Below are 4,258 nucleotides of genomic sequence, written 5' to 3' on the forward strand. Positions count from 1 at the left end.
GGCAGGCAGCGCACGCGAATCGTGGATTTCGATGGTATCCGCTCGTAAGTCATTGATTCTTGAAGCGAGTGCCGCCGTCAGTCTCCCTCGATTTGCCACTAGTCGAGCCGCTTTTGCCATGAGTCCGTTTTTTGCTCGGGCCGCCGCCGTCCTTCTCTCTTCTCTCTCTATTTCATTGAAAAAAAAGAGAAAGAAAGCAAGGAAGGGCAAGGCATAGGCCGAAACAGACTGCCACGAGTCACCGGCGTTTTGCCATCAGTTACGGACGCTGCCTATTTTTTAGGCCACGAGTTTTTCGGTATCGCCATGCATGAATGATGGCAATTGATGGCGAACACACGCCTTACAAATCAAATAGTTATGAGATATTTTGGCGGAAACCACGAATCCACTAGTTGTTCTGCGTGTTCCCCCCTTACGCGTTGAATATCACCATGCAAGAATATCCACGCCGCGGTCCGCAGCGCGGCGCAGGCGCATATCTCGGCCGCCAAGAACTGCGTGAATTGACCGGCACGCCGCAACGCGCGCGCCAAATCCTGTGGCTTGCTCAACAGGGTTGGCCGCACGTCGTTGACGTGCACGGACGCGTGTTGGTCGCACGCGCCTACCACGACAAACAAATGAGCATCATCGAATCGAAGCACACGCGCTCGCTACAGCTCACCTCGCCCGCATCGCTCAACCTTGGCGCTGTGTGATGGGTCGCAGAGCACAAACCGCTGGAGCGATCCCGCGCTTTCGGTCGCGCACGAACGCAGACGGAACCAAGCGTTACTACTACAACCACGGCGCGGTCGAAGGCCGACGCTTTCTGGAGCCCCTCGGCACCGATCGCGTCGTCGCACTCCAACGGTGGGCCGAGCTCGAAGGAAAACGCGCGCCTTCGTCCGAAACGACACGGCATACGTTCGCGATGCTCGATCGCGCGTACCGCCTGCGCGAGCTTCCACATAAATCACTGGCGACGCGGCGCATGTACGACCTCTTCCTGTCGCGACTCGCGGCCGTGATCGGTGATCGCGAACTCGACACGCTCACGCCCGCTGACGTGGCGGCCGTCTGGCGGGCCACGGCCGAGAAGCGCGGCGTCGTGACGGCGAACCGCACGAAAGCAGTGCTATCGCTCGTCCTGAACTGCGGCCGGCTGTGGGACATGATAACGATCGCGAACCCATGTGCGGGCGGGCGTGGCAAGAAGGAGCCTGGCCGACAGGACATCCTCATCGATGACGAGTTGTATGCGTCCGTCTACGCTGTGGCCGATGAGCCCCTCCGCAATGCGATGGACTTGGCAGACCTGTGCGCACAACGCCCGGCGGACATCCTCGGCGTGCAACGATCGAACATCGTGAAGGGCAACCTCATCTTCCGCACGCGCAAGACCAAAGCTATCGTCACCATTCAGATTACGGGCGAGCTGGCAAAACTGATCGAGCGCTTGCTCGCTTGGCGCGGCTCAAAGGTTGATGTCTCCCCGTATCTGCTGCGCGACGAGGAAGGCTATCCCCTCACGAAAGGCCAGCTACGATCGCGGTTCGACAAAGCACGCGAAAAGGCTGGTATCGACAAGGCGAAATTCCAGTTCCGCGACTTGCGCGCTCGCGGCGTGACGCACAAAACGATTGACGAAGGATTGGAGGCTGGACAGCGCTTGGCGGGGCATAGCGGCCCCGGCATGACGGCGCGCTACGTGCGGGGCACACGCCCTGTTAAACCGTCGCGCTGATGAGTTTTGGAAACGTGAGAAGCGTTTTGGAAACGCCAAGGGGTTACGCGAACCTCACGTAACCCCTTGATTTTATTGGTGCCGGCTGCAGGACTCGAACCCGCCACCTGATGATTACAAATGCCTAGCGAACTGGCACTATACGCCACTATCGCTTACTAGACGGGCGAGGAGCCATGCACGCGCCACTTCGTATTGCCGTTCGCTAACTATTGCGTTGACAGTCCGTTGACGCATGGCGGGGCAACCGTGGCTCAAGGCATCGGATACCGCCAACAATACGAATGGAACCTACGTTCAGCGTAACATCGATTTTAGCGAAGAGCACCGTATCGGCAATCTGGAGCCTGCTGAAAAAACCGTTCGAGCTCGTCACTCAGGTTCTCTTTTATGCAGCCTACGAGGTATCGACGCGGCATCGGTCTTTCCGGGACGTCAAGGGTTTATGGCGAGACGAACTCGGCGATCACTTTGCCTACAGCGTGAACTGGCGAAAGGTGTTTCTTGGAAAGGAACAACAGGCATGCACGCTGTGGATCAAGGCGAAGGAGGGACGGTCGTTTCGGCGGGTCACCGTTTGCGTAACGGCCTCGCTCGAAACGCTTTGCTATCAATCGGTCGTAACCCTTTACGACATCGGTGAGACGCCGACTGTCGTTGCCGTTCCAAGCATTCCGCTGCGACAGGTCGAGGTGCGAGGCAATATGGTCTATGTTCCGTACAACACCGTGCGCGCCGAACTGAAAGAAGTGATCGATGCAGATGGCGAACCGATTCCGCTACCACGCAAAATCGCGGACTATGGGCACCCCATCGATAACCTCGAAGCGGCGATGGGGCTCCGCAAGAGTGACGTGTTTCGCTGGGGGAAGTGGTGGAATCTCGACTTCCTGGAAGGCGAGAAGCATGAATTCCGCGTCAACTTTTGTGGCATGGCATTCTACGCGGAGTTTCACGGCCAAAGGTTCGCGCGCGCTTGGTACTCGTTGCTGGCCTGGCTTTCCAAGTGGAATTGGTTCCTTGAAGCCTGCTTTTGGTCGAGAAATCTGATTACAGCAAAGCAACTGAGGCGAGCGTTCGAGGAAAGCTTCCGTGGCGACGCATAACCAGCTAACCGAAAGCGGCGAGTGCGAGCGCCCCCCGTCCCGCTGCGTCTAGATGTCTAGATCAGCCCCATTGAGCCTTCAACGGGTGACACTTCACCCTGCTCGCGGTCGGACTCGCATCGAACTCGTCGTCCAGCTCTTCGTCCGTGAAGTGTTAGCCAGCATCCATGCGCGCCGCAGCATGGCGCACTCGCGCGACTTGCTCGTCGAGCGTGAATCGAATCGGTTCTGGCCTTCTCAAACGTTCGTGACTCCGAGTTGCGGTGTTCAGGGTGCCTCATCCTTGGAAGGAAAAGGCATATGGCGCTTGTCTTCGACCTACTTGTGACATTCGGGCACGGCGCTCTCATTCGCCGTGCCCCATGTATTGAGCCATGCATGTACCTCGTCACCTGTCAGGTGGAGGCCAGTTTCGCAGTAGTGCTCCCATGAAGTCACTGCCTCCTGGCGAAATCGTGATCGGGCATCACCAAGGTATTCGAGCTCGGAGCGAGGCATCGGACAGGCAGTTCGAATATTGACATCAGGCGTCTTTGATTTCATACCATAACGTAACGTATCAATCATAACGTAGCGTAACGTAACAGCGGCCCCCTCAACCGCAGCGGCGGGAGCCGCCGCCGAGGGCATCGCCCTCGCCTCTGCAATCATAGGTTTTGCTGGTCGGCATCGCGCGGGAGCGCGATGCCATCGCGGCGCATACGTGCTCATCGAGTAGATGTTCAAAGTCCCTCATCCTTGCATTCCCTACAGCTTGGTCAGCTCGACAGGGCCGAACATGAACACCATGAGGTAGCCCGTCGATGTCTTGAACTTCCCCGCCGTGAAACCTGGCTGGACCTTCGCCACGAGCACCATCTTCGTCTTCAGCCCCATGAAAGGCCCATCCACCGGCGCGCCAATCAGCTTCTCGAATTCCGCCTTGGTCGCCGGCTCCACGACGTCTACCCCTGTTCGCCAGTTTCCGTTTTGAAAATCGTCGAAGACGTATCCGGCTTCCGTCTTCTCCACCTTAATAACTGGCTCGATTCTTCCGTTCTGCGTCGCTCCGTACGCGCCCTCAAGCGTATCGGCGGAATCGTGCTTACAGCCCCCGAGAACGATGCTTACTAATAGCACAAGCGCGTAACACGAAAGCTTCTTCATTTTCCGTCCTCTTGTTGATCGTCGAATCGCCGAATCACATCAAGTCGTTATAGCCCTTTGACGCTGTTCATGCGGAAGCGACTGGTTGCAGCACGCGCAGCGGCGCGGGCGGCAGACTGGGCAGCGGATTGAGCGCCGCCCACTGCCTTCCCGCCCAGCTGTGAACGCCGGTCCAAATCCGACACTAAACGACGGCGTTTTGGAATTGAGCGTTTGAAGTGGCCGTGCTTGGAAGATGATGTTTGCGGGGTAGCGACGCTGCGGATGCCTGACGCTT

The 4,258-nt window shown here is 57.8% G+C and carries 5 protein-coding genes and 1 pseudogene; 4 read left to right on the forward strand and 2 right to left on the reverse strand.

Annotation, left to right across the window (positions count from 1 at the left end):
- The 4 genes and pseudogenes from WS69_RS34710 to WS69_RS12975 all read left to right on the forward strand — a co-directional run.
- Positions 1–217, forward strand: a pseudogene (locus WS69_RS34710) (Baseplate J family protein); the annotation flags it as partial.
- A 217-nt stretch (positions 218–434) separates the two neighbouring features.
- The gene (locus WS69_RS12965; RefSeq protein WP_197419250.1) at positions 435–701 is read left to right on the forward strand and encodes a DUF4224 domain-containing protein; all 267 of its coding nucleotides are present in this window, start codon (positions 435–437) and stop codon (positions 699–701) included.
- Complete coding sequence (locus WS69_RS12970) at positions 701–1,729, forward strand: tyrosine-type recombinase/integrase (protein WP_059471177.1); 1,029 nt, start codon at positions 701–703, stop codon at positions 1,727–1,729. Before WS69_RS12965 ends, WS69_RS12970 begins: the two co-directional genes overlap by 1 nt.
- 284 nt (positions 1,730–2,013) lie before the next feature.
- On the forward strand, positions 2,014–2,835 hold the full coding sequence (locus tag WS69_RS12975; protein WP_059471178.1) for a hypothetical protein: 822 nt from the start codon (positions 2,014–2,016) through the stop codon (positions 2,833–2,835).
- Between the two features lie 747 nt (positions 2,836–3,582).
- Here the strand turns inward: WS69_RS12975 and WS69_RS12980 are convergent.
- Positions 3,583–3,981, reverse strand: coding sequence for a hypothetical protein (locus tag WS69_RS12980; protein ID WP_059471179.1), 399 nt, complete (start codon positions 3,979–3,981; stop codon positions 3,583–3,585).
- Between the two features lie 47 nt (positions 3,982–4,028).
- Positions 4,029–4,258: hypothetical protein (locus WS69_RS34715; RefSeq protein WP_231747131.1), on the reverse strand; the 230-nt coding region annotated here is incomplete at its 5' end.

This window comes from Burkholderia sp. BDU5, assembly GCF_001522845.1.
Taxonomy (GTDB): domain Bacteria; phylum Pseudomonadota; class Gammaproteobacteria; order Burkholderiales; family Burkholderiaceae; genus Burkholderia; species Burkholderia mayonis.

Coding starts and splice junctions, on each gene's coding strand:
- WS69_RS12965 (WP_197419250.1), top strand. CDS start 435: ATGCAAGAATATCCACGCCGCGGTCCGCAGCGCGGCGCAGGCGCATAT.
- WS69_RS12970 (WP_059471177.1), top strand. CDS start 701: ATGGGTCGCAGAGCACAAACCGCTGGAGCGATCCCGCGCTTTCGGTCG.
- WS69_RS12975 (WP_059471178.1), top strand. CDS start 2,014: ATGGAACCTACGTTCAGCGTAACATCGATTTTAGCGAAGAGCACCGTA.
- WS69_RS12980 (WP_059471179.1), bottom strand. CDS start 3,981: ATGAAGAAGCTTTCGTGTTACGCGCTTGTGCTATTAGTAAGCATCGTT.